This is a genomic window from Candidatus Woesearchaeota archaeon (assembly GCA_016192995.1).
Classification (GTDB): Archaea; Nanobdellota; Nanobdellia; order Woesearchaeales; family DSVV01; genus JACPTB01.
Window position 1 is genome coordinate 172,597 of sequence record JACPTB010000005.1, and the last position, 22,892, is coordinate 195,488.

Genomic DNA, 22,892 nt, shown 5'->3' on the forward strand with positions numbered 1-22,892 from the left:
TTACTAATCAAATACTTTTTTTAATTTTTTCTTCACTATTTTTTCTTCCTTCAAAATGAAGCGTTTTTCTCGAATAAAAAAAGCTGCCAAACCTGCAATACTGATCATTATAACCGTTGCTGTCGTAATAATTTCCTTGTAGGTATGCACTTTTGTTTCAATAAGAGCTGCGCCAAATATTAACACAACTGCCATAGCAAGAAATATACCAGCATCAGTCACAATATGATTGAATTTTTCTGAAAAAAGCTTTTCCCTTAATACTGCTTTTGAAATAACACCGCCAACAATTGCTGCTGAAAGGTATGCTGTTGTTTCTCCAATCAAATGCGGCAAAATAGGAATTATTTCAATAAAAAAGGTTTCTGGTGTTTTAAATGCAACCCCAAACACAATTCCCCATACTGAAGCGTTCCATGCTAAAAACAATACTGAACCAGCCCCATAGACTAAAGATAGGATAAAGCAAACAAATAACACTAAGAGATTATTCATAAAAATCTCTATCATAAATGGATCTAAACCAAAAGCTTTTCCTGTGTAGCCAGCCGCCTGCAATTGAGATGAAAATGCTTGATAAGTATATATTTCTGGCATAAGCAAGGCAATGCCAGCAAAGATGATAAAAACACCCATAAACATGAAAAAATAGATTTCAAATATGTCAGCATGATCTTTGAGAAGCAATCTCAAAGAGAGTTTTTTCTCCCGGATTTCCCGATTTTCTTCATCACTTAAGAGCTTATTTAAAGAAGGAATCAGTAATATTGCCGTAAAAGCTACTGACATTATGCTTGAACTATTAGGAAAGATTATTCTTGCACTGATAATACCTATGCTTGCATAGATAACACCGAGAACAAATGCATAGAGGGGTCTTTTTTCAAGCCAATTTGCTTTGAAAAGCTGTTCTAAAACCATATGATGTTTATGATAAGCACTTTTTATATAGTTTTTCATCATAATGATACTATTTTCTACAAAAAGAAATTATGATTCCTCTATTCTAGCTTTATTCGCTTTATGCTTTTAACTTTATCAAAATCCACATCATCACTTACTATTAAGGTTACATTAAGTAGTTCCATAACTGCAAGATGAAAAGAATCTCGAGGTTTTAAATTATATTTCTCCATGAAATCCAATGCTTTAACAGGAACTATGGGTGAAACTTCTTTTATGCTGAGATTAGGCATAGCATAAATATCTTGAATTACTTGACGAATTAAAGCTTTCTTTTTATTTTTAATTATTACCCACATTACTTCCTCTAATGCTAAAACAGAGGTAACTGCAGTTTTCTTCCCGTCAATAATCTCTTTCTGCAGTGAACGTGCATTCTGACCTTTTTTCATTATATCAAAAAGCGCAAAAATAAAGAAATTTGCATCAAGGTATAACATTAAAACTCCCCTTCATATAATTTATCCCCATACACAAAGCTCTTTGTCACATTTCCGCCTTCTTTTTTTGCGATTTCTTCCCATGCCTTTACTAAATCTCGTTCTGGAGCTGAGGTTATTTTAAGCACTTTTTTATCTACTTCTAAAAAAATCGTCTGGTCTTCATTGATACCAAGGCTTTCCCTAATCAGTTTAGGTATAACAATTTGCCCCCGTGCCCCTACTTTTGTTTGTATCTGGATCATACCCAACTATAAAACATAACTGATATATAAAATTTCCTATTTATGGTATGAAAAAATCATATCAAAAGTATGTATTTAAAAAATCAGCTATAATCCCTGGTAACGCTCTTGCATTTCTCGCATTTGTAGAATTTTGTTTCAGGCTCGTCTGATGCCCGTGTTTGAACTGTCCAGAAATATGCTCTTTTATGCCCGCATTTTTTACAGCCAGAGAATTCAATCAGCGGATAAGCTTCTTTTTCTTCTTCAACAACACCAGCAGATTTAACATGGTCATGTTTTACGATATCTTTAAGCTTAATATCAGCTTTCTGTCCTGAATCGCCGCATTTTTTACAGAACATTACTGTTTTATCTTTGACCTTTGTTGGCATTAATATTGATCCGCATTGTTTACAAAACATTAGTATCAACCGTCCTTATTTTTATTTACTATTATTACTTAATACTTCATACATGCAATAAATGGCATGCCTTTTAGTTTTTTATAACCACAAACTGCAGTTACTTTTATCCAACCGAGATAGGGTACTCTTAAAAAAGCTTTTCCTAAATACCTGCGTTGATGAATATCATTTTCTCCTAATTCAACATGAGTTTTGCTGTTATGATCGCCTTTAGTGGTAAAATGATAACCATCTTCTTTCTTTTCTATATTTACTACACGATGGATAATAGGATGCGATGCTGCATTTGACTGAAAAACAATAACATCCCCTATTTGCACTTTTTCAGGTTTTTTAGCTGATTTCAAAAGCATGATATCTGCCTTGTTAAAGCCATTCTTAAACGGAAATGCTTTGAATTGTTCTTTGGTAATATTTGTGTTGGAAGTATACCACCCCCCGCATAATTCCCAGTAAGCATCAAAATTCAACCGTTTTTCTTCTTCAAAGTTTTTTCCACAAATAGCTGGAGGCAGATTGTAATACGGCTCTACAATCTTATGCTCCATACTTCCAGAAACAACAGCTACAATAGGCAATGATGTTCCAAATGCAAAACTTAATCCTGGATATAATAAAAATCTAATAATAACAAATGCAAGAATAATATTCACTATCCAGCTTGCTGCACTGTCATCTTCCCATACAAAATGCCAGAATTGCTTCAGTTTTTGCTTGAGGTCTTGTTTATCCATTATGTTACGATACTTTCATCCTTTCGTTTTAAAATCTTGTGGTCTAAAAGGCTCTGGTGAAAATCTTTCAGGTTTTAGCGCCGGTTCAGCTTTTTAAGTGGATTTCGATTGGATTTTTCTCTCTGGCACTCCGAAAAATCCTCGATATCTCCTAAGAAGAGCTTCACGAAATAGGCGCTAAAACTATACGAATCAAAGAAAGTGTTGGATAACATTTGACTTTCTTTGATGGTATATTGCTGCGCAATACATTTTCACCAGAGCCTAAAACTAAGTTAATTATATAAATACTCATCGCTTTTTTACGGTTATGAAATGCATTATATGCGGTAAAAAGGCTGAACATGAAGTATTATGCGAAAAATGCCATGTTGATAAATATACTGCTATCGTTTCATTCACTAAATTTGATCTTAAAATATGCGGCACGTGCAATGCCTATATGTATGGCAAATCATGGCATCCACCTCTTAAATTAGAACAAGCTGTTCGGAAAGCGTTTTATGATTCAACTAAATTTCATAAAAAACCCCAGGAATATGAAGCAGTTATTACCCTGCCAAAACATGAAGTTAAAATCGGCAATAAAGTAGTTGGCAAAGTAATAGTTACTATTAAAACCTCTATTAGCAACTCAATCAAAGAAGAAACTATGCACTATCCTCTTAAAATAAGATACACGCGATGTGATAATTGTTCAAAAAATATGAGCGGCTATTTTCAAGGAGTCCTGCAATTGCGCAATGACAAAAGCAAGCAATTTGCTGCTGCTGCTGATTTTATCAGGAAAAAGACTGCTGAGAAAAAAGGCGTTGAAATCACTAAGGAGGATCCTGTCAAAAATGGCATTGATTTCTATATCACTTCCAAAGCATATCTTAACACCCTGGGAAAAATAGTAAGCAATCAATTTGGCGCAGAACTTAAAGTTGCAGCTGAACTATTTACGCAAGATAAACAAACCAGCAAAGAAGTGTATCGCACTAATCTTCTGATAAGATTGCCTCAGTTTAACATTGGTGATGTTATCAGCTTGAATCGAAAACTGATATTAATAAAAACAATTAGGGATAAATCAGTTGAAGGGATTGATTTGAAAACAAATAAATACGTTAAAGAACACTATCTCGGCAAAGAATATGAAATTGTTGCTGCTTCTGATGATTTTCTTGAAGCAGATATTACCAGAAAAAAACCATTTCTTGAAATTTTAGATCCAAAAACATATCAACCAGTAAAAGTCGAAAATGAACAAGTGCTTGAACCTCAACAAGATAAAGTTTCTGTTGTTTGTATTAATGATAGATGGTATCTGGTTCAGTGAAGAGAACTTTGCAAAATACTCGCATAGCTCGGGTTACTGCCAGTTCGCATTGAGATATATGCTTGACAAAGCAATTTTCTCTCTGGAACTCCGAAAATTGCCCGATAAGTATTTCGAAAATGCTCACAAAATAGGCAGTAACCATAATTTTGCAAAGTTCTCCGAAGAAGAACCTATCCATTGAAATTTCCTTCTTTAAAGCAAGCATATCTTGTTCTTATTTCTATTCCTAATTCAGTAGTTACTTGAGTACGATTATGAAGATCTCTTGGAATAAAATCCTCAAGATCTGATAATCGTAAAGCAAAACAGTTATTTCGAACTGCTCGATAATCATTTTCAGTTGTCATTTCCGCTGAAACTACATAAATTCCTTTTGCCATTAACGGTGTTCTACACATTTCACTAAAAGGAATACCATATCTAGTGTTTAATCTTCCTGCAGAATAAATTGCAAACGGTTCAATAATTAGATCATTAAAGTCATCATTAATTATTTCATCGAATAATCTTACTTTTATATCATATAATTGAGCTTCGTTGTCTATCTTCCCTAAAAGTACATAGAAATTAAAAGGAGTTAAATAAACAACTTTTATACCTTTTGTTTCAGAACCTATTCTTTCTGTCTTAAAATGTTGTGGATTAGTATCAATTTTTCTTCTCAAATTGCTCCGATCAGGCATAAAACGACCATCGTCACATAAATCTCTTAAGAGATATGGTTTAACCCCAAAAGAATACCAACTTGGTAAATTGCCTTGAGCTCGAGAGCTTTTCACTGTTCTCTTGAATTTATCAGGAATGTCTTCTACTTCAATTATCCCTCTTCGTTTATCTAAAGCAAATCGCTCAACTACTGATCGCAATTCCCTCACATTTCCCGGCCAAGAATAACATTGTAGAAGTTCTAAAGCTTCTTCACTAATACCTTCTAAACTAACACCATGGTTACTATACCTATCATTATATTGTTTGATAAAATATGACAACAATGGTAAGATATCTTGTCTCCTATCTCGAAGAGGTGCTAATCCTAGGGTATACGTATTTAACCGATAGAATAAATCTTGCCTAAATCTTCCTTCTTTTATACAAGCTTCTAAATCGTGATTGGTTGCTGAAACAACACGAACATCAACCTCTGTTATTGCAGTGCTTCCTACTCTGGTTACTTTCCTGTCTTCTAAAACTCTTAAAATCTTTGCTTGCAAATCAGGAGACATATCACCAATCTCATCAAGAAACAACGTGCCAGTGTTTGCAGCTTCAAATTTACCACTACGATCACTGGTAGCACCAGTAAATGATCCTTTCTTATGACCAAATAATTCTGATTCAAGTAAGTCTCGTGGTATAGCTGCACAGTTTACTGTAACAAAAGGTGCATACCTTCGAAAACTATTATAATGAAGTGCCTTCGCAACAACTTCTTTTCCTGTTCCAGTTTCTCCAGTAATTAAAACAGGCGTTGGAAAATTAGCAATTCGTTCTAATGTTTTTACTAACCCTAAAATATGATTACTTGTACCAACTAAATGACCATTATTACTACCTATTGCTAAACCTGTCTCTGCATAATCAGCTACTAAATAAACCATTTTTAAGAGGAAGTTATCTTGTTTTATAAAGATTAATAATATCTACCATACATCCCAATGTTCGTTGCCTTTAGTCTGCATATCAAGAACTTCTTTGACCACATTCTGCAGTTCGTACATTTTAAACCGGAGATTATCTTCCCATAATGAATCGAAGAATTCTTTGAAGACCTTTTGATATAAGAATTTCAGCATATGTTTTTTTAAGGTTGATTTTCCAAAACTATCAGTATAATCAAAATCAAGATTTCTTGTTAAACGGACATACATTCTTGCTTTCATTAATTTCTTTACTTGGCCATCAGGTTGTGTTACATTAACATATTCTATTTCCCAAACTTGATAATGCACGAGAAGTTTAAACTTAACTACTTCATTGACTTTTTTCCATGCATCCCAATCTATACGAAGCTCTCTGCCATGGTCTTTATGCTCATAACGTATTTCATGAAGCTGATAACCCCTATAAATCAGCCAGTCATTTACTTTTTTATAAAGATCCTGATAATCAAAAACACCTTTGAATAAAAGGTGCAGATCGAAAGGTGGAAAGGTTATGGGCATGATAGTTTAAAGAAATTGTCTTTTATAAATATTATGCGACAAACGGCTCTGGTGAAAATCTTTCAGGTTTTATTAAAAATCACTATTTTTAATCCCTGAGATCCTTCGGATTCAGGTAGCGCCGGTTCAGCTTTTGAAGTGTAGTTTGATTGGATTTTTCTCTCTGGAACTCCGAAAAATCCCCAAAATGAAGTTGAGGAGAGCTTCACAATATTGGCGCTAAAACTGCATTTTCACCAGAGCCGCGATAAACCATTCTTTCACAAGTATCCCAACATATAAAGAACTATCAATAATACAATGATAAGAGCTAAAGCTACCCTATCCCTCTTTTTATAAAATGCATATACAATCGCTACTCCAACAAGAGTAATACCCACAAATTCAAGGCCTTTCATCAATTCTCACCAACAGCGATAAATAATGATCCAATACCTATTAATGCTGTACCCACAATAGTCATTCGATTAGCCAATAATAAAAAACCTACTGCACCTAATACACCACCAATCATTCTTAAAACAAAGGAGTTTAATACTTTACCTTTCTTGTCAAACATACAAATTTATAGATGACAATACTTATATTTTTTTCCGTTTTATGTGCGTAATAAGTCTTATTAGGTTTTAGTGCCGGTTCAGCTTTTGAAGTGTATATCAATTGGATTTTTCTCTCTGGAACTCCGAAAAATCCCCACCGGGTTATAAGAAGAGCTTCACAATATTGGCGCTAAAACCCCAGACTTATTACGCACTCAAAGTACGAAGCATAGCATCTAAAGCAGCTATTGCTCTTCGCCCATATTCTTCTTTTCTCGCATCTGCTGCTTCATAGCTTGCTTTTGGACCAATAACACCAAGAGTTACTGGTTTCTTATATTTTAAGCTTAATTCTGTGCAAGCTTGAGCACAGCAATGTGCTACAAGAACATCATGATCTGTAGCACCTTGGATAACAGCTCCAAGCACTGCAACTCCTGCAATATCTTTTCTTTCGAGGAGTTGCTGCACTGCAAGAGGCGCATCATACATTCCAGGTACTGTTATTACTTTAGCAACTTCTAATTTCAACAACTGCGCTGTTTTTCTTGCTGTTTCCAACATTACTAAAGTGATCTCTTGATTAAATTCCCCTACTACAATACCAATGTTTGTTGGATTATTGTTTGCAATATTATTGTTATTAATGACCATGTTGAATAGAACCTGCATCTTCACTTCCTTGTCTTCTGCCAGTACCTGCTTGATGCGTCAAGGTAGTTTTTCCTTGTAATAAGGCGAGGGCATTCAAGGTATGTTTGTAAGCCCTATTTTTACAAAGAGTGTATAATTTAGTTTCATCAAGTTTTCCATTGACACATGCCTCATCTATATGGACAAAAACTTCTAAAATATGCTTGTTAGTCATAAGTTGCACTTGTTGCAATCCAAGAGATGCTTCATGACTGCATTGTTTATCTATGGGTTCAGGACCTGCCATGCCTAAGGCAATAACAATATCACAATTATATTCTTCAATTAATTTTTTGCAGGCAATGGGTAAATCTTTGAACCCTGGAACTGTGTAGCGTTCTATGGTGCAAGAAAGAGTGTATTGCTGTTTGCCATCTTTGAGAGCTTGCTCTACAAAAGGAAAATAATCAACTCTTGAAAAGGTTGTATCTGCAATGCCGATTTTGATGTCAGTTGTTTTCATTGTTTACCTTTTTATTGGCTCTGGTGAAAATGTAGTTTTTGGTGCCATGCTGGTGATTATCCTTCCAATTAATACGTGGGAAAAAAGGAAGTTCCAGTAGGAATTTTTTCCTTGTTAAACTTAGGTGAGATAATCACGGCACCAAAACCGAGGCGTTAGCCGAGATTTTCACCAGAGCCTATTCTATTATTATCTCACTTCCATCTTCTAACTCAAACTCACCTCTCAAATAAACCGGAGCAATGATTTCGATAATATTTTCCGTATGAGTAGAACGCAATGGTTTGATTAAATAACCTGGCAGTTTTTTGTTTATTTTAATAGGATAGCAAAGTATTCCGCCAAAGGTTCTTTCTTTTGTGACAAAACCTTCAATTATAATCTGATTTTTTGTCTGGAAAAATTCTTTTAATTCCACGGGATTAACTTCAATATTCAAGGTTCCTGGATAGGGTGTCAGATTGAGTTTCTCTTTAAACTGTTTCTGGTAACCTTCAATTTGAACATAATATCTCCCTTCTCCTAAACCACTAATAACTTTGCCGGTCCATTGTTTTAATGCTGTTCCAAATAATGATTTTAAGGTGATATAATTTTGCTCTAATAATTGCTTTGCCTCCAGAGTTAAGCTTAGTTTCATCCCTTCTGCAACTAATTCCTTATTTAAAAATCCCTTTTCTTCCAATTCTTTTATTTTTCTTGATGCTGTCTGCTGGGAAAAGCCAAGAGCATTGCCTAACTCCAAGGTAGACATAATAATGACATCATGCAATTTTGTCTTATATGCCATATATAATAATAGTGGCAGTTCTTCATTATAAGTATCCATATTAAGTACGATAAGAATAGTAAACTACTTATAAATGTTATGGTTAGCAGAAATGAGTATTATGTATAGATAAGAACTAAAGAAAGACAAACATTATTTCTTCTTTGGATTTAATTCCAGATATGCTTTTCCTTTATCTTCATCATACGTAAAGGTAAATGTTCCATCATTTGGCGCTGGGAAACATATTTGACCTTCTGGTGTTACCGTTGCACTAGGTATAGTAATCATAGGAGCAACTATTGGACCAGTATATTTTAATGGCACACAGGCACCATCTTTACAATACGTAGCAGAAGGGCAATCAATTTCACCTGCTTTTTGAATAATGTTTTTACCATAATCACAGAAATACTCAGTAATTTTTGTTGGTTGATTTTTTACACATTCATCAGTAAGTTTTTCCCATTTTCCATAATCATTTTTACCATAAACAGTTCCCTGCACATAGGGATTAATATATCCATACTTGCTTACTGGTTCAAATGATTTATAGTTTTTATCAGTGACATCTGTGTCTGAACAAAGAATATCTTGAGCAACTTTCGCTGGAGCTACTTTTGCAGGTGGAGGAGTTTTCGGTTTAATATCTTTACAGTCACACAATCCTGACCATCCTTCTAACATAGGATCTGCGGAATTGCTCTCTTCACTCATTAATCCTTTATTAATCAGTTCCTTCCATGAAGAATCTGAAGCTTTATTCCCCCAGTCAGTTGAACTATAATAAAAACTATTTTTAGCCTCTAAATGTGCAGTTTTGACTTCGCCATTGCTTAAAGTGATTATGATATCAACATAAGGAACTGTTGCACAGGTTAAACCTGGTTGGCAAATATCTCCATACCACTGCTTGATTTCAAGTTCATTTCCAACTAACCCATCATATTTGCTTAAAACAGATTTACTTGGAAACAAATAATGCTTAAATTCACAGGTTGTTTTACCTAAACAGTTAATAACATATTGAGGTAATGAATCTTCAAGAGCTTTTGCTTGTTCAGTTGTTCCTTTCTTTAACGTACCTGTTTTTACACCTATTCCAGGCTCGCCTGGAACAACAACATTAATATCTGAAATAGCTAAATTAGTTTTAAAGTACATAGAAACGAAATATCCTGGCAAAGTTGTAGTATCAGATCCTGAAGATTCAAAAATAACATTCTGCCCTGGCATAACTGCATTTTTAAAAAATGCAGTATCTCTATAGACATATACCGTACCACTGACTTTTCCTTGCAGTGGCTGATCTTCGACAAGCTCCTGTGGATTAGAAAATTTTTGAGAAGGTTTTTTACTAGTATCATATGCAGGAAGTGCCCTTGATACTTCTCTCACATCTCTCGCTGCAAATCCAGTAATACTATCAGAACTTGATGTTCCAGAATCACCTATGAAGATGATTGCAACAATAACAACAGCTAAAACACCATACGCAATATATGCTTTATATTCCATGTTCTTTTTGAGAATACTTGATTTATATATTTTTTCATCCAATGTACGTATTAAGTCTGGTGGTTTAGCGCCTACTTTTGTGAAGCTCCTCTCGTATATTTATCGGGGATTTTTCGGAGTTCCTTGCCGATAGGCAAGTCTTATAATCCCAGACGCAAGCCAAATTATGACTCCTTGATTTATATTATTGAGGGAGTCGGGATTATATTTATAGAGAGAAAAATCCAATTGAACTAACTTGAAAAGCTGAACCGGCGCTAAACCCGAAGAAGACTTAATACGTACCATCCAATAATTATTTAAACAACTGCTTATTAATCCGATCATGCCTAAAGCAGAATTGAAACCAGTTAGCTTCAAGCCAAATAAATCTGCCTTTATCTATTATCCACTGCTCATAGGTTTTATCATAAATGCAGTTGTATTCATTGTTCTCTTTAGTATTGCAAGTTTTCTCCTCCAAACAATTTCTCCTTTGCCTTTTATTCTGATTTTTCTGATAGTAGAAACGTATAGCATAATCAATAGACACCTACGTTATAACAAAGAAGAATACCTTATATATTCAGATAGACTTATTCAAAAAGGCGGTTCAATATTCTCAAACTACCAGACTGAATTAATCGTCAAGAATATTACCCATGTCAAAATGAGCATGCCATTTATAGAAAGCAAATGGTATGGGACTGGCAATATTCTTATACAATCCGCTGGCTCAGCTGCTACGCAAATCTATTTGCATGCTATTGACACTCCAGAAAAGATTTACAATCAAATTGCAACCCTTATGCAGAAGAATGGTTTTAGATTAACAGGAAAGCAATTATTGCAGCAGGAATCACCTGATACCTTAGGAGCGTTTTTTGAAGTTGGCAAGCAAAGCATTGGTATAGTAGCTGGTTTTTTTATTGCAGGGTCATGGTTGTTTGGCGCAAGCATCCTTATCTTGAAAAAAGCAACAGGAAAAGTGAATTTTGATATTATAGTGATTATAAGCGCACTTGTTATTGCTTTAATTATTCTGTTAATCTACCTTATTTTTCATTTCATTGATTTGATCAGAAGAAAATATTATATTTATACGGACATGATTATTTATACTGAAGGATTTTTAACCAAACATTATGCGTTTATGCCGGTTGAAAACCTTGCAGATTCTGAAACTAATCAGACCATTATTGATAGAATATTTGGATTGTATGATGTTATTATTAGCTGCCAAGGTTCTGGCCAGGAAATCGTGTTCAAAAATATGAGAAATGGCCAAGAATTAGAGAAAAACATTGATGCATTAATTGCAAAATATGCTTCTCTTGCAAGAACTAAAGAAACAAGTTCAGGAATGTCAGCAATGACCGAGGAAAAAACACAGAAAATAGCAACAAGCTCAAGATTAAGCGCAGCAAAAGTCAGTCCTACCAGTTCTGCAATCCATAAAATCACGACAACTAATTTTACTGGCGAATATAAGATGAATACGGTGCGGGCAATTGCTCCTGTGTTCATGGTGCTACCCTTATTTATCATTTTATTTCCAATCTTGATTTATTGGGGAATCTATCTTGTTAGTGTAATTATTCAGATGGTTGGCACCTCTTATTATATCAAGCAAAACAGTATTGAAGAGCGGTTTAAATTTATACATATTAAAAATAAAGAATTTAGCTTAGATAAAATCACGTTAGTTATAATACGAGAAAGCATCATTGACAAATGGTTTGATACTATTAAAGTCGAATTCAGATCCATTGGCTCTTCAGGAAGCATTGTTTTCAAACACCTCAAAAAAACACCAGATTTAATCCCAAATATTCTTGCAAAAACAGGGATACAACAAGATCAGCTGCTTTACTCGGTTGCCGCGGATTTTAGTTTTGGTGAAATGATTAAGGCAAAACTATTTTCAACGATAGTATGGCTGCTGATTTTTGCTGCAACAATTATAAGCGGATTATTCTGGAGTCCATTGGTATTTATAGGAACCATACTTATGATTGTTGCTCTTATACCAACAATATTGTATCTTCAAGCTTATTATGAAGACACCAAGCTTTCATTTTTCAAGAATTATGTTTACTGTAAAAAAGGACTAATTGTTAAAGAACATTTTTATGCGCATTATCCTAATATTAAGGATTTAACCATAACAAAATATGCATGTTCAAACCATGGAACAGCATATTTTAATGTTGCAGGAGAAATGCTTGTCAGCACCGGAAAAAGCCAAACTATTGTTTCTAGCGGATTCAGCATTAATTATGTGCCAAACATTCAAGACAAGGATGAATTGATAGATATTATACTTGATAGACATCCTTCATCTGAACAAATAAAAAAGATAGAACAAAATATTAATGCTCATAAAGAGACACCACTAATGCTTGTTAAACCTAGTATTGCAAACAGCATGATAAAAACAATAATCTTTTTGACGATTATTACGATGGTTGGAATTTCAGCGGCAATGTTTTTAGTGCCGCAAGCAGAAGGGTTAAGGGATCTGATTATTGCTGGAATAATAGGATTAATAATAGCGTTTGATCTTTTTATATTGATTCTTGTAATTATATCGGTTAAAGTTAAATCATATGCCATTGAATCATACAGAGTTGTAGAAAAATCAGGTATCATTTACAAAAAACAAACATCTATTATCTTTGATAAAATTGATTTTATTAATACCTATGAAGGTATGCTTAACAAGCTGTTTAGGAACGGAAATATTACGGTTAACACTGCAGGAAGCTCAGCTCCTGAATTGGTTATAAGCAATATTCCTGAATACAAAGAATTTTATGAGATGTTGAAAAAGTATTATAAGAAATAGCTTATGGAACTTTTGAGAGAATCATGGTACGTAATAAGTCTTCTATGATTTTAGTGTCGGTTCAGCTTTTGAAGTGAAATTCAAAAAATAATTATGTTTCCCCTTTTTTCTGTTCATTAATAAATTCTAATGTTTTTTCAACCATCATAGAATAACTAACAAACAAGCTATAATCTGGAAAATGTTTTAGTGCCTGATCAATTAATTCCTTTGCCTTTTGGTATTGTTTTACCGCAAAAAGAAGATTAAATAAATGATCATAAAGACGAACACTTTCTTTGCTTTTCATATTTAGGTTAATTCCGTGAGTAAACATCTCTAATGCTTTCATGGGATTGTTCATTTTAATGGAAAGCAAGCCATAATCATCATGCAGTTGTTGATCTTGGGGAAGAATCTGCAGTGCTTTATCAAGGAGTTTAACGCAAGCATCGTATTGTTTTTGATCAAATAAGATTTTAAAAAGATTATGAGTAGCAGATTGATGGGCTGGCTGCAACTGCAAGATTTTAAAAAATAATTTTTTGGCGTGAGAAAATTGTTTTGTTTTTCCCTGCAGTAATCCATAGCTGAATAATGCAGGTATAAAATCTGGTTTTATTTTTAATGCTTTTCCAAAATACGGCAGCGCAAGATCATATTTTTTCTTACGCATAAACAGCTCTCCTATACGGGCTGCTGCAATAAAATTCTTGTTGTCATTATCAAAAGTGTCAATATAATGATCAATCGCTTGGTCAGCATTCCCTAATAGTTCAGCTACTTCACCCAGTTGAGCGTGATATTTTGGATTTTTAGGATCTTGCTCTGATTGCTTTTTGATTTCATCATATTTAGCTTGGAGCTGAGCTTCAGAAAGCACTTGTTTTCCTTGTTCTGTTGGCAATGGTGTGACCATAGCAAAGAAAAACAAAGAGGTGTTTTTAAAGTTTGTTGTTGCTGTTAGTTGAATAAGATAGCGTCATTTCTTTTTTATTAATTTGCTCAAAAGCTCTTGACTTTTTTTAACTTGATCTTCAGAAGCGCTTAAAACAATTTCTCTTTCTTCTGCTAAGTTATGAATATCATAAATGCTAAGTTCCAATACTTCTGCAGCTTTCCCTATTGAAATTCTCCCTTTTGAACATAAATCTAAAACATATTCTTGAAGACCTCTGTATAATAATTGCTTTGTCATAGTATCATCCTAATATTTATTTTGTAGTTTTAAAATGTTTTGAATTAATGATTCAAGTGTATATTAGTAATAGAAACTTTCATATATTGCTAATATATAAAATGTTGTGATAAAAATAAATTAGTTCCTGCATGGAAATGGCTGCTGAAGGATTGAAGTGTATTACCTTAAGTGTTTCTTGTCCATTTTGATTGGCACCCTTCAGTGCATATCTTTTTAAAACAATGATATTAAATATCCAAATTCTTGACTTCCAATGCATGCTTCTCAATGAAATCTTTCCTTGGCTCTACTTGATCGCCCATCAAAACAGTAAACATTTCATCAGCCAAAACAGCGTCTTGAATAGTTACTTTTTTCAATTTTCTGAAAACAGGATCCAATGTTGTATCCCACAATTGCTGAGGATTCATTTCTCCTAAGCCTTTATATCTTTGAAGATCAATACCATCTTTGCCAAGCTCTTTAAGCCTGGTGAATAATTCACGATCATTGTACACATACTCAAGCGTTTTCCCTTTTTTAATTTTGTAGAGAGGAGGCTGCGCTATGTAAATATGGCCTTTTTCTATCAATGGTTTCATGTACCTATAAAAGAATGTTAACAACAAACAGGAGATATGACTGCCGTCAACATCTGCATCAGTCATAATAATAATTTTATGGTAGCGTAATTTATCAAGATTAAATTCATCGCCAATACTTGTTCCGAGAACAGTAATAATTGCAACTATTTCCTGGCTGGTTATAACTTTGTTAAGACGTGATTTTTCAACATTCAATATTTTACCCTTTAAAGGTAAAATTGCCTGGAATTTTCTGTCGCGGCCTTGTTTTGCGCTATTATGCACAAAAATACCTGACGCCAATGCAAAGTTATGCGTATGTGGTACTTCAAGGTCATAAACATCCATCTTCTCAGATAAAACTTGAATCTTTTTTATTTTATGGTTATAATTCATAACTGCTTCTTTCGCTGCTTCTTCATCACCTGCAAAAAATCGTTCATTAAATGATTGGAAACGAAGTATTGATGTATCTTTTGTTTGTTTTCTTATTTCATAGCCGTTAATAGTGATGCGTTTTCCTATTTTTGATAATTGTCTTCGTAAAGGCATTAGCGAATCAAACGTAGTTAATTGGCTTGCTTTTTTATACTCCCCATTACGTAACATAAATTTATGATCAGGAGTGCAGATAATTTCTTCTTCATTGTCAAGAACAACTTTAATAACGTCAGCATCTTTTTTAGTAATCCGAGGATGCTTAATTTCTTCTATACCTATAGTTCCATCATGTTTAATAGTGTAACAAAAATTTCTTTTTCCTTGATTATATTCGACTACTAATTCCTTAAAAGTTACATTCCTTCCATCAACAAGAGCAACTTTAGTATCGCCTGAAAAACATCCGCCCGCAGAATCACCCTCAACAATAAACAATTCAGATTTTGCAGGATCCCGCTCCTGGCAGTCAGCTAGTTTCCCCGGAAGAGAACTAAATTCAAGAGCTGATTTACGCCGCGTCAAATCTCGCGCTTTTCGCGCAGCCTCCCGAGCAAGCGCAGCATTTATGCTTTTCATGATAATAGTTTTACCAACTTGAGGATGCTCTTCAAGATATGTCCCTAATTCAGAACTTAAGACAGAATCAACAATACCTTTCACTTCTGAATTTCCCAATTTTGTTTTTGTTTGCCCTTCGAATTTAGGATCTGGAACTTTAACTGAGATTACTGCGCTTAATCCTTCACGAACATCTTCGCTGGTTAAAGCAGCTTCCTTCATGTTTTGTTTTTCTGCATAGGTGTTCAAGGTTCTTGTCAATGCAGTTTTAAATCCTGTTAAATGAGTGCCGCCTTCAATGGTATTGATGTTATTGACAAAAGAAAAAACATTTTCATTGTAAGCTTCATTGTACTGCAGAGCTATTTCCACCTCAACATCATCTTTAACGCTGTGAAAGTAAAGAGGCTGATGCACCGGTATTTTGTTTTTGTTGAGATGCTCAACAAAAGAGGTAATGCCACCTTCGTACTGAAATACCTGCTCTTGATTGTCACGTTCATCTTTAATAGTAATTTTAATACCTTTATTCAAAAATGCTAATTCTCTTAATCGAGAAGATAGAATTTCATAGCTGAAAACAGTGACTTCAAAAATAGCAGCATCGGGCAAAAAGGTAACCGTTGTTCCAGTTTTATCAGTTGTTCCTACTTCAGTTATTTTTTTTGTAACATTGCCTTTGGAAAACTCCATTTCACAAATCTTACCGTCACGATATACGACTACTTTGAGAAAACTCGATAATGCATTAACAACACTTACACCAACACCATGCAAACCTCCGGAAACTTTGTAATTAGTTTTGTCAAATTTTCCGCCAGCATGCAATTTTGTCATAACTAACTCCAGCGCAGAAACCTTATATTGGGGATGATCTGCTGTTGGGATTCCTCTTCCATTGTCAATAACCGTAACAGAATTATTTTCATGAATAATAACCGTAATCTCAGTGCAATAACCAGCGAGCGCTTCATCTACTGAATTGTCAACAACTTCATAGACAAGGTGATGCAAACCTCTGGAAGTAATATCTCCGACATACATTCCCGGTCTTTTACGAACAGCCTCTAAACCCTCTAAAACCTGAATATTTGATGCTTTATAACTGTCAGTCATAACAAACCAATAGGTGGATTATTTATATAATTTGTGATGAAAGTCGTATTAATTTCTATATTGAAAATAAATAATAAGCTAAGATAAATAACCATTGGTTTTAAAAACAAAAAATAATTTCCTTAAGTAAAATGTTTCAGAAACGTAAACCACAGCAATTATGGACAGATTATCTTGTTGAACGGCTTCACGATGAAGGGTACACACAGGTTAAACCATTCTCAGAATGTGAAAGAGCTTATTTTCCTGATGATATACATAGGGAACATCATATTACCTTAGAAACAATAATAAGTAATGGTGATGTAGAAATAATTTTACAAAGAGGATTTGATACAGTTGATATTGGTGAACAAGGACTAAGAACTGCTGCTGGATATTATACACCAGATCGTCTTACTGAAATTCTTAAAAATGCCAAATCGTATGATGATATACCATTTATTATAATGCATCAACTCGGGTTGCTTAGAGAATCTCTCATGTTAATTTTCAAAGATAAAAGTGGGTGGGAAGAGCTGGTAACACTCCAGTTTGAAGATTATAGAGTATTACGTGGGTCTATTTCTAGTTCAATAGCTGCACCTCATTTGTTGAGAGAATATTTACAAGAAGCAGATAATGTTGTTCAATTTACTCCCCAAAGATTCGCAAATGCTCTTGTTAAATATGTTAAAACCACCGTAAAACCTGTTGGTGAATCATCTTCTGCCAGAGAAGAACGTCAAGAATTATCAAGATGCTATCAACGACCAGAAAATGCTGATTATGGTGCTGGAGTAGTACATGAGGAAGTAGCTGCACAATTAGAGAAAAATCCTCGTGAAATTAGATTAAAGAGTTTTGAAGGTCAAAATATCTATGAACTCTACCTATTAAAAAATAATCATCAACCAAAAATAAGAGGGAGGGGATATACCTTACGAGGCGTGGTTGATAAAGTAGAAGTAGTTAAAAGAGTAAGGAAGTTATTTCAGCGTATACGCACAACACCTCAAGATATGAGAATTGTATATCAAAAAGATGGTCAAAAATATGCTATTTATACGAGATAATATGTTCTCCTTATCCACTTGACTAATTCATTCACTATAATCATGCTTAAACCAGTAACAAAAATAATACTCCAATCAGTAAAACTTAATGGGACTGCATGAAAATAACCTGCAATACGTGGAACTGAAATAATGATAATAGTTGAAAGTATTGAAATAATAACTCCACCAAGCAAGAATTTATTTGAAAGCAAATGTTTATTAAAAATACTCTGTTTGCTATCACGGCAATTAAATATATTAATCATTTGACAAACAATGATAGTTACAAACGGAATAGTAGCTGCTTTTTCAGGCATTCCTTGATATAAAAACCAAGAATAGAGTATGATAGCGCTGAGAGCAATAACAACGCTATTAGCAAGAATCCTGATTAATATTTCTTTCCCTAAAATTGACTTTGTTCTATCTCTTGGTTTTTCTTTCATGATATCGTGAGATACAGGATCAACGCTTAAAGCAAGCGCTGGCAATACTTCTGTTCCCAGATCAATCCATAATATCTGCACTGCCGACAACAAATTCCCAACACCAGGTAATAACGAGAACATTACAACAAAAAACTCAGCAGTTATTCCTGAAAACACGTAGAGTATAAACTTGATAATGTTATTATAGATTATTCTCCCTTCTTTAACAGCATGTACGATAGTTGAAAAGGAATCATCAAGCAAAACCATTTTAGAAGCTTCTTTGCTGACATCAGTTCCTGTTCTGCCCATAGCAACACCGATATCTGCCTTTTTCAAAGCAGGAGCATCATTAACGCCATCTCCAGTCATAGCAACAATATGCCCTTGCTCTTGCAGCAGCGTAACTATCCTTAATTTTTGTTGCGGATTAATATGAGCAAACACACGAACAGTTTTCAAAGAATCTTTTAATTGTTCATCAGTCATGGTTAAGAGTTCATCCCCTGTAATCACTGAATCTCCACCAGCAATAATACCAACCTCTTTTGCTATGGCAGATGCTGTTGTCTTTTGATCGCCAGTTGTCATGATTACGGTGATTCCTGCAGTTTTACATAATCGTATGGCTTCTTTGACCTCAGAACGCGGCGGATCAATCATCCCTACAAAACCGACAAAGATCATGTTTTGCTCTAATTGTTTTTTGTCACTTAGTTTATACGATGACAATGATTTGTAAGCGCATGCAAGAACACGTAGAGCGCGATCACCCATTGCATGATTTACTTCAAGAATTTTCTTTTTCTCTTGAGAAGTAAATTTTTTAACCTTTCCATTTATTTTAATATGCGTGCAATGAGCAACAACTTCATAGGGAGCGCCTTTAGTATAAGAAAGATATTTTTTAACAGTTTTATGAACAGTAGTCATGATTTTACGTTCAGAAGTAAAAGAGATTTCATCGATCCTTTGAAAAGTATTTTTAAGAACATCAACATTAAGATTGCTCTTTGCTGCAGCAACAAGGAGTGCAAGCTCAGTCGGATCGCCAACAAGAGTATTCTCTGAAAACTGAGCATTATTGCACAGGCTCGATATCTGTAAAATATCTCGGTAGTTACAATTATTTTTTGTTCCTGGAACAAAAATTTCTTTAACGGTCATTTCATTTTTAGTCAATGTTCCTGTTTTATCGGTGCAAATAACCGTAGTGCAGCCAAGCGTTTCAACAGAAGAAAGCTTTCGAATAATAGCATTTTGCGCTGCCATTTTTTTAACACCCATAGCTAAAGCAATAGTAACTGTAGCAGGCAATCCTTCAGGAACAACAGCAACTGCTAATGCAATGGAAAATAAAAATACCTCATGTAAGACCGAAAGAGAAAATCCTGATTGCCATAAACTATGACCAATAACTAATAAAGATATGCTTACGGCAACCTTAGCAATAAACATGCCAATCTTATTTAATTCTTGCTGAAGAGGACTCTCGTCAAGAGAGACTTTTGTCGTGATATGGGCAATCTTTCCAAGTTCTGTATTCATACCTATACTGGTGATCACAGCTTTAAGGTGCCCGGATTGCAGCAAAGTTCCAGCATAGAGACTGTTTTCCTTCGCCATCGCCATAAGCTATTTTAGATTGAGGGAGTGATTCACCTGTCAAAGATGCTTCATTGACATGGACATTAACTGCTTCCAAGATAACAGCATCTGCAGGGATGTTAGTTCCTTCTTCAAGGAGGATAATATCTCCAACAACTAAATCACGCACAGATAGTACACTGATAGTTCCATCACGTAATACTTGGCAGGTTGAAGCAACCATTTTTTTCAATGCTTCTATTGATTTTTCTGCTTTAAATTCCTGTATAAATCCTATGCAAATATTAATCAAAACTATAATCAGAATTAACCACGCATCTGAACCAGCTCCGGTAAGCCAAGCAACAAATGCTGCGATAATTAAGAGTATAATAAGCATGTCTTTAAACTGATGAAAAAAGAGTCTCAATACATTAAAACCAGTTGTCCTTTTAAGTTCGTTATAACCATATTGTTTTTGCCGCGCTTGAACTTCAGATTGGCTTAAGCCTCGAACCTTAGTATTAAACTTCTTATAAAACCTTGCAGAATAACTATGTTGAGCCATATCATTTTTATAGCACTTACTCTTAAAAAAGTTAACTATTTTATGGCTTCGGTGAAAATGTAGTTTTTGGTGCCATGCTGGTGATTATCTTTCAAATTAATGAGCGAGAAAAAAGGAAATTCCAATAGGAATTTTTTCCTTCTTATCAACAAGTGGGATAATCACGGCACCAAAACCGAGGCGTGAGCCGAGATTTTCACTGAAGCCATATTTTATATCATTTTATATAAAGAATAAGATTAGCTACTACAAGTAGGAGGTTTATCTACATGATTAATGTTCTTTTAGTCTATCCACCATTCTGCACACCTGCTGCTCCACCTTATTCAATAACTTATTTACATACGTTTCTTCGAAATAATCTTCCAGAAGAATATACCGTAAGTGTGATAGATCTCAATATTTTTTTTCATAATAAGAAATTTCAAGAATATCATACTTATTAAAAAAAATATGATAAAAAAACTTATTCAGGAAAAACTAAGCAATTTCTCGCATTAACAAATCAATGCTACGCAGAAAACAATAAAAAAGTGGTTAATAACTTAGAACCTGAATTACTAGAGGAATCTCTCCGTTATATTTTAAGTAAAGCGCCTGATGTTGTTGCATTCAGCATAGTTTATTCGAGCCAAGCATTTTATGCCTATGCTTTGCTTAAAGAGTTAAAAAAACAAGGCATTAAAACAGGTATAGGCGGCCCATGCATTAATAACAAACTAAAAGGGATTGCAGATGTTACGTGCAGTAATGAAGTTGTGTTTTTGGAATATATACTTACTATACTTAAATATTCCATAGATCATAATGCATTGAAGACAAATAGAATCCTTGATTTTTCAATATATAATCTCGAAGATTATTTTACTTTTTCTCCAGTATTGTCTTTAAAAACATCAAATAGCTGTTATTATAAACAATGTACTTTCTGCACCCACCATGGCAATGCGCAATATAGAGAACACTCTTTGGAAGATATTAAGAAAACTATTGTCAAATCACAACAAAAATATTTCTTTCTTGTTGATGAAATGATCCCAAAAAACAGGTTATTAGAAATTGCCGAATTACTTAAGCCGTTAAATATCATCTGGATGTGCCAACTGCGTCCGACAAAAGATTTAGACAAAACAACCTTGGAAACATTAAGAAAAGCAGGATTGAAGGCAATTTTATGGGGTGTTGAATCTGCAAGTGATCGCATTTTGCAGCTGATGAAAAAAGGCACTAATAAAAAAGATATTAGTTTAGTTATTAACAATGCAAAAGAAGCTGGCATTACTAATGTAACCTATATTATGTTTGGGTTTCCTACTGAAACAAAAGAAGAGTTCATTGAAACCATTGATTTTTTAAAGGCGCATGAAAAAAGTATTGACTTAATCTCGCCAACAATTTTTGGTTTGCAAAAAGATGCGCCGATGTTTAACAAGCCTGAGCAATATGGCATCACCCAAATAATAACTGAACAAAGAACTATTCTTGAGCCGAAAATTACCTATAAACTTTCTCAAGGATTATCGCATGAACAGGTGATAAAGCTCAGCAAAGCTTACAAGCAAACACTTCAAAAAATTAATAAATTTCCTAAAGAAATGAATTTCTTCCGAGAGCATATGTTAGTGTTGTTATAGGCAGTGTAGAAAATCTCGGCATAGCCTCGGTTTTGGTGCCGTGATTATCTCACTTGTTTATAAGAAGGAAAAAATTCCTATTGGAATTTCCTTTTTTCCCACATATTAATTTGAAGGATAATCACAAGGGTGGCACCAAAAACTACATTTTCTACACTGCTGTTGTTATGATCAACTATTTAAACAACTCTTTTTTCTCATAATTATGACACTAGAAGTTATTGGTTTGTTAGAGAAACATCATATTGCATACAAACTCCATACTCATAAAGCTGTATTTACCTGTGCTGAAGCAGAAGAACATTGTAAACATATTCCTGGATTAGCATGCAAAAATCTTTTTCTTAAAGATAAATATACCCATCAATGCTATCTTGTTATTCTTCCTGCTGCTAAGAAAATGGATTTTAAAAAATTTGAGAAAATGCTCGGCAGTAAGAAAATAATGTTTGGAGATGAAAATCAATTAATGGATATTCTGAAGTTAACAAAAGGTGCTGTTAGTCCATTTGGATTATTGAACGACACCGAACTGAAAACAGAAGTGTATATTGACCAAGAAGTTTGGGAAGCAGACATTGTTAGTTTTCATCCTAATATCAATACTGAAACATTGGAATTAAGCAAGGAGATGTTTCAGAAGTTTATTAAAACATTGAAGCATATTTACACGGTAATTTTATTTTAACTTTC

The 22,892-nt window shown here is 34.1% G+C and carries 23 protein-coding genes; 6 read left to right on the forward strand and 17 right to left on the reverse strand.

Annotation, left to right across the window (positions count from 1 at the left end; all coding sequences use genetic code 11):
• Positions 1 to 3: 3 nt before the first annotated feature.
• From HYY69_04570 to HYY69_04590, 5 genes are all read right to left on the reverse strand, one after another.
• Positions 4 to 921 (reverse strand): stage II sporulation protein M, encoded by a 918-nt coding sequence (locus HYY69_04570; protein ID MBI3032723.1) that lies wholly within the window; start codon positions 919 to 921, stop codon positions 4 to 6.
• Positions 922 to 1,001: 80 nt separating this feature from the next.
• Positions 1,002 to 1,403, reverse strand: coding sequence for a type II toxin-antitoxin system VapC family toxin (locus tag HYY69_04575; protein ID MBI3032724.1), 402 nt, complete (start codon positions 1,401 to 1,403; stop codon positions 1,002 to 1,004).
• Positions 1,403 to 1,648: an AbrB/MazE/SpoVT family DNA-binding domain-containing protein gene (locus HYY69_04580; GenBank protein ID MBI3032725.1), complete on the reverse strand. Its 246-nt coding sequence runs from the start codon at positions 1,646 to 1,648 to the stop codon at positions 1,403 to 1,405. Before HYY69_04580 ends, HYY69_04575 begins: the two co-directional genes overlap by 1 nt.
• An 83-nt stretch (positions 1,649 to 1,731) precedes the next feature.
• Positions 1,732 to 2,052, reverse strand: coding sequence for a transcription factor S (locus HYY69_04585; protein MBI3032726.1), 321 nt, complete (start codon positions 2,050 to 2,052; stop codon positions 1,732 to 1,734).
• Between the two features lie 38 nt (positions 2,053 to 2,090).
• Positions 2,091 to 2,789, reverse strand: a complete 699-nt coding sequence (locus HYY69_04590; GenBank protein MBI3032727.1) for a signal peptidase I — start codon at positions 2,787 to 2,789, stop codon at positions 2,091 to 2,093.
• Between the two features lie 310 nt (positions 2,790 to 3,099).
• Between HYY69_04590 and HYY69_04595 the strand changes: the two genes are divergently transcribed.
• A complete protein-coding gene (locus HYY69_04595) occupies positions 3,100 to 4,113 on the forward strand; it encodes a hypothetical protein (protein MBI3032728.1) in 1,014 nt (337 codons plus the stop codon).
• 173 nt (positions 4,114 to 4,286) lie between these two features.
• On the opposite strand, the gene HYY69_04600 is transcribed toward HYY69_04595, so the two are convergent.
• The 7 genes from HYY69_04600 to HYY69_04630 form a co-directional block, all read right to left on the reverse strand.
• On the reverse strand, positions 4,287 to 5,714 hold the full coding sequence (locus HYY69_04600) for a sigma-54-dependent Fis family transcriptional regulator (GenBank protein MBI3032729.1): 1,428 nt from the start codon (positions 5,712 to 5,714) through the stop codon (positions 4,287 to 4,289).
• Positions 5,715 to 5,756: 42 nt separating this feature from the next.
• Positions 5,757 to 6,278 carry a hypothetical protein gene (locus HYY69_04605; GenBank protein ID MBI3032730.1) on the reverse strand — a complete coding sequence of 174 codons (522 nt, stop codon included), beginning with the start codon at positions 6,276 to 6,278 and terminating at the stop codon, positions 5,757 to 5,759.
• A 397-nt stretch (positions 6,279 to 6,675) separates the two neighbouring features.
• Positions 6,676 to 6,837 (reverse strand): hypothetical protein, encoded by a 162-nt coding sequence (locus tag HYY69_04610; protein MBI3032731.1) that lies wholly within the window; start codon positions 6,835 to 6,837, stop codon positions 6,676 to 6,678.
• 187 nt (positions 6,838 to 7,024) lie between these two features.
• On the reverse strand, positions 7,025 to 7,471 hold the full coding sequence (gene ribH / locus HYY69_04615; protein MBI3032732.1) for a 6,7-dimethyl-8-ribityllumazine synthase: 447 nt from the start codon (positions 7,469 to 7,471) through the stop codon (positions 7,025 to 7,027).
• Positions 7,461 to 7,973, reverse strand: a complete 513-nt coding sequence (locus HYY69_04620; protein MBI3032733.1) for a riboflavin synthase — start codon at positions 7,971 to 7,973, stop codon at positions 7,461 to 7,463. The genes ribH and HYY69_04620 overlap by 11 nt, the downstream gene beginning before the upstream one ends.
• 178 nt (positions 7,974 to 8,151) lie before the next feature.
• The gene (locus tag HYY69_04625; GenBank protein ID MBI3032734.1) at positions 8,152 to 8,763 is read right to left on the reverse strand and encodes a CTP-dependent riboflavin kinase; all 612 of its coding nucleotides are present in this window, start codon (positions 8,761 to 8,763) and stop codon (positions 8,152 to 8,154) included.
• A gap of 132 nt (positions 8,764 to 8,895) precedes the next feature.
• A complete protein-coding gene (locus tag HYY69_04630; protein MBI3032735.1) occupies positions 8,896 to 10,260 on the reverse strand; it encodes a hypothetical protein in 1,365 nt (454 codons plus the stop codon).
• Between the two features lie 325 nt (positions 10,261 to 10,585).
• On the opposite strand from HYY69_04630, the gene HYY69_04635 reads away from it, so the two are divergent.
• Positions 10,586 to 13,087 carry a PH domain-containing protein gene (locus tag HYY69_04635; protein ID MBI3032736.1) on the forward strand — a complete coding sequence of 834 codons (2,502 nt, stop codon included), beginning with the start codon at positions 10,586 to 10,588 and terminating at the stop codon, positions 13,085 to 13,087.
• Positions 13,088 to 13,178: 91 nt separating this feature from the next.
• Here the strand turns inward: HYY69_04635 and HYY69_04640 are convergent, their stop codons facing one another.
• From HYY69_04640 to gyrB, 3 genes are all read right to left on the reverse strand, one after another.
• Positions 13,179 to 13,985, reverse strand: a complete 807-nt coding sequence (locus tag HYY69_04640; protein MBI3032737.1) for a hypothetical protein — start codon at positions 13,983 to 13,985, stop codon at positions 13,179 to 13,181.
• Positions 13,986 to 14,048: 63 nt separating this feature from the next.
• Positions 14,049 to 14,264, reverse strand: coding sequence for a hypothetical protein (locus tag HYY69_04645; protein MBI3032738.1), 216 nt, complete (start codon positions 14,262 to 14,264; stop codon positions 14,049 to 14,051).
• A 230-nt stretch (positions 14,265 to 14,494) separates the two neighbouring features.
• A complete protein-coding gene (gene gyrB / locus HYY69_04650; protein ID MBI3032739.1) occupies positions 14,495 to 16,945 on the reverse strand; it encodes a DNA topoisomerase (ATP-hydrolyzing) subunit B in 2,451 nt (816 codons plus the stop codon).
• 131 nt (positions 16,946 to 17,076) lie between these two features.
• Here gyrB and HYY69_04655 point away from each other — a divergent pair, with 131 nt between their 5' ends.
• Positions 17,077 to 18,000: a hypothetical protein gene (locus tag HYY69_04655; GenBank protein MBI3032740.1), complete on the forward strand. Its 924-nt coding sequence runs from the start codon at positions 17,077 to 17,079 to the stop codon at positions 17,998 to 18,000.
• Here HYY69_04655 and HYY69_04660 read toward each other — a convergent pair.
• Positions 17,988 to 20,036 (reverse strand): cation-translocating P-type ATPase, encoded by a 2,049-nt coding sequence (locus tag HYY69_04660; GenBank protein ID MBI3032741.1) that lies wholly within the window; start codon positions 20,034 to 20,036, stop codon positions 17,988 to 17,990. The two genes, HYY69_04655 and HYY69_04660, sit on opposite strands and share 13 nt — an antisense overlap.
• Positions 19,981 to 20,565: an HAD-IC family P-type ATPase gene (locus tag HYY69_04665; GenBank protein ID MBI3032742.1), complete on the reverse strand. Its 585-nt coding sequence runs from the start codon at positions 20,563 to 20,565 to the stop codon at positions 19,981 to 19,983. Before HYY69_04665 ends, HYY69_04660 begins: the two co-directional genes overlap by 56 nt.
• 269 nt (positions 20,566 to 20,834) lie before the next feature.
• Here HYY69_04665 and HYY69_04670 point away from each other — a divergent pair, with 269 nt between their 5' ends.
• From HYY69_04670 to HYY69_04680, 3 genes are all read left to right on the forward strand, one after another.
• Positions 20,835 to 21,011, forward strand: coding sequence for a hypothetical protein (locus tag HYY69_04670; protein MBI3032743.1), 177 nt, complete (start codon positions 20,835 to 20,837; stop codon positions 21,009 to 21,011).
• Between the two features lie 87 nt (positions 21,012 to 21,098).
• Entirely contained in the window at positions 21,099 to 22,199 is a 1,101-nt protein-coding gene (locus tag HYY69_04675; protein ID MBI3032744.1) for a radical SAM protein, read from the forward strand.
• 205 nt (positions 22,200 to 22,404) lie between these two features.
• Positions 22,405 to 22,887, forward strand: coding sequence for a prolyl-tRNA synthetase associated domain-containing protein (locus HYY69_04680; GenBank protein MBI3032745.1), 483 nt, complete (start codon positions 22,405 to 22,407; stop codon positions 22,885 to 22,887).
• Positions 22,888 to 22,892 lie beyond the last annotated feature (5 nt).

What these genes read in the sequence shown, in the direction of transcription:
- HYY69_04585 (MBI3032726.1), bottom strand. Translation starts at nt 2,052, where the DNA reads ATGTTTTGTAAACAATGCGGATCAATATTAATGCCAACAAAGGTCAAA.
- HYY69_04620 (MBI3032733.1), bottom strand. Translation starts at nt 7,973, where the DNA reads ATGAAAACAACTGACATCAAAATCGGCATTGCAGATACAACCTTTTCA.
- HYY69_04660 (MBI3032741.1), bottom strand. Translation starts at nt 20,036, where the DNA reads ATGGCGAAGGAAAACAGTCTCTATGCTGGAACTTTGCTGCAATCCGGG.
- HYY69_04610 (MBI3032731.1), bottom strand. Translation starts at nt 6,837, where the DNA reads ATGTTTGACAAGAAAGGTAAAGTATTAAACTCCTTTGTTTTAAGAATG.
- HYY69_04670 (MBI3032743.1), top strand. Translation starts at nt 20,835, where the DNA reads ATGATTAATGTTCTTTTAGTCTATCCACCATTCTGCACACCTGCTGCT.
- HYY69_04570 (MBI3032723.1), bottom strand. Translation starts at nt 921, where the DNA reads ATGGTTTTAGAACAGCTTTTCAAAGCAAATTGGCTTGAAAAAAGACCC.
- HYY69_04575 (MBI3032724.1), bottom strand. Translation starts at nt 1,403, where the DNA reads ATGTTATACCTTGATGCAAATTTCTTTATTTTTGCGCTTTTTGATATA.
- HYY69_04665 (MBI3032742.1), bottom strand. Translation starts at nt 20,565, where the DNA reads ATGGCTCAACATAGTTATTCTGCAAGGTTTTATAAGAAGTTTAATACT.
- HYY69_04640 (MBI3032737.1), bottom strand. Translation starts at nt 13,985, where the DNA reads ATGGTCACACCATTGCCAACAGAACAAGGAAAACAAGTGCTTTCTGAA.
- HYY69_04635 (MBI3032736.1), top strand. Translation starts at nt 10,586, where the DNA reads ATGCCTAAAGCAGAATTGAAACCAGTTAGCTTCAAGCCAAATAAATCT.
- HYY69_04680 (MBI3032745.1), top strand. Translation starts at nt 22,405, where the DNA reads ATGACACTAGAAGTTATTGGTTTGTTAGAGAAACATCATATTGCATAC.
- HYY69_04655 (MBI3032740.1), top strand. Translation starts at nt 17,077, where the DNA reads ATGTTTCAGAAACGTAAACCACAGCAATTATGGACAGATTATCTTGTT.
- HYY69_04630 (MBI3032735.1), bottom strand. Translation starts at nt 10,260, where the DNA reads ATGGAATATAAAGCATATATTGCGTATGGTGTTTTAGCTGTTGTTATT.
- HYY69_04645 (MBI3032738.1), bottom strand. Translation starts at nt 14,264, where the DNA reads ATGACAAAGCAATTATTATACAGAGGTCTTCAAGAATATGTTTTAGAT.
- HYY69_04590 (MBI3032727.1), bottom strand. Translation starts at nt 2,789, where the DNA reads ATGGATAAACAAGACCTCAAGCAAAAACTGAAGCAATTCTGGCATTTT.
- HYY69_04580 (MBI3032725.1), bottom strand. Translation starts at nt 1,648, where the DNA reads ATGATCCAGATACAAACAAAAGTAGGGGCACGGGGGCAAATTGTTATA.
- gyrB (MBI3032739.1), bottom strand. Translation starts at nt 16,945, where the DNA reads ATGACTGACAGTTATAAAGCATCAAATATTCAGGTTTTAGAGGGTTTA.
- ribH (MBI3032732.1), bottom strand. Translation starts at nt 7,471, where the DNA reads ATGGTCATTAATAACAATAATATTGCAAACAATAATCCAACAAACATT.
- HYY69_04595 (MBI3032728.1), top strand. Translation starts at nt 3,100, where the DNA reads ATGAAATGCATTATATGCGGTAAAAAGGCTGAACATGAAGTATTATGC.
- HYY69_04605 (MBI3032730.1), bottom strand. Translation starts at nt 6,278, where the DNA reads ATGCCCATAACCTTTCCACCTTTCGATCTGCACCTTTTATTCAAAGGT.
- HYY69_04625 (MBI3032734.1), bottom strand. Translation starts at nt 8,763, where the DNA reads ATGGCATATAAGACAAAATTGCATGATGTCATTATTATGTCTACCTTG.
- HYY69_04600 (MBI3032729.1), bottom strand. Translation starts at nt 5,714, where the DNA reads ATGGTTTATTTAGTAGCTGATTATGCAGAGACAGGTTTAGCAATAGGT.